This is a genomic window from Psychrobacter sp. 1U2 (genome assembly GCF_051847575.1).
The window spans coordinates 1-1,029 of record NZ_JBPYDC010000490.1 but is presented as its reverse complement, the minus strand read 5'-3'; the positions used below and the strand labels follow the sequence as shown (position 1 = coordinate 1,029).

The following is a 1,029-nucleotide window of genomic DNA, read 5'->3' as shown; positions in this document are numbered from 1 at the left end:
TACTCGTTTTGAAGGATATAAGGTTGAGTAGACATCATGGTCAATAAGCATTTTATCCCTACGCAAAATTCCTCAAAAAAGTTGTTGAACGCATTATGTTTGTCGACTGTTGTGTTTCTTACTGGTTGCGCGACCACCATCAACGCAGGCTTGCAATCTGGGGATTTACCACCTAATGGTACTTTTGTAGCAGAGAACGGTATTCGATTCAATGTTCAGCCGTTAAACCTAGCTACCCTACCACCCAAGCAAGTTGCTGTACGCAATGATGATGTGACTCGTTTGATTCAATCTTCTAATCCAATGAATTATCGTATCGCGGATGGGGATATCTTAAGTATCGAGCTTGTTGGTTATCCAGATATCTCATCTTCATCATCCGCTGGAAGCTCTAATCCTTATGCGTCAGGTTTTCCTGTTGATCAACAAGGCTTTATTCAGTTCCCTATGATAGGTCGAATCAAAGCAAGTGGTTTGAGTGTACCGCAATTTACGAACATCTTAAGCGCAAGATTACAAAAGTATCTTAAGTATGCAGACCCACAAGTAAAAGTTATTAACTATCGTGGTAATAAGTTCTTTATTGATGGTGCAGTCAGACAACCTGGTGAATTTAACATTGAAGATGCGCCGGTAACGCTTTATGGAGCGATATCTATGGCGGGCGGAGCAACTGAAACTGGCGACTCAAACAATATTATATTGAATCGCAATGGGAAGAGCTACGAGCTAGGTTTACAGTCACTACGTGAAATGGGTTCATCAGCCAACCAAATATACTTACAAGATGGTGACTCTATCCATGTCAACAGCCAAAGCCGTAATAGGGTGCTTGTTTTGGGAGAGTTTGGACAAATCGAGCCTATCCCAATTCTTGAGCAAGGTCTGAGCTTATCTAGTGTATTGGGAGAGTCAAGAGGACTCAACGCTAGTACTGCCGATGCTGCCAAGATATATATCGTTCGTGATAATAAACAAGCGCAATATACCAATATATATTATGTCGATATGCAGACCATTACAAGTTTT

1 protein-coding gene is annotated in these 1,029 nt (G+C 41.1%); it reads left to right on the top strand.

Features of this window, described 5'->3' with window-relative positions:
- Positions 1 to 99 precede the first annotated feature (99 nt).
- A partial coding sequence (locus ACS8FD_RS16795; protein WP_439276679.1) for a polysaccharide biosynthesis/export family protein occupies positions 100 to 1,029 on the top strand: 930 nt, incomplete at its 3' end.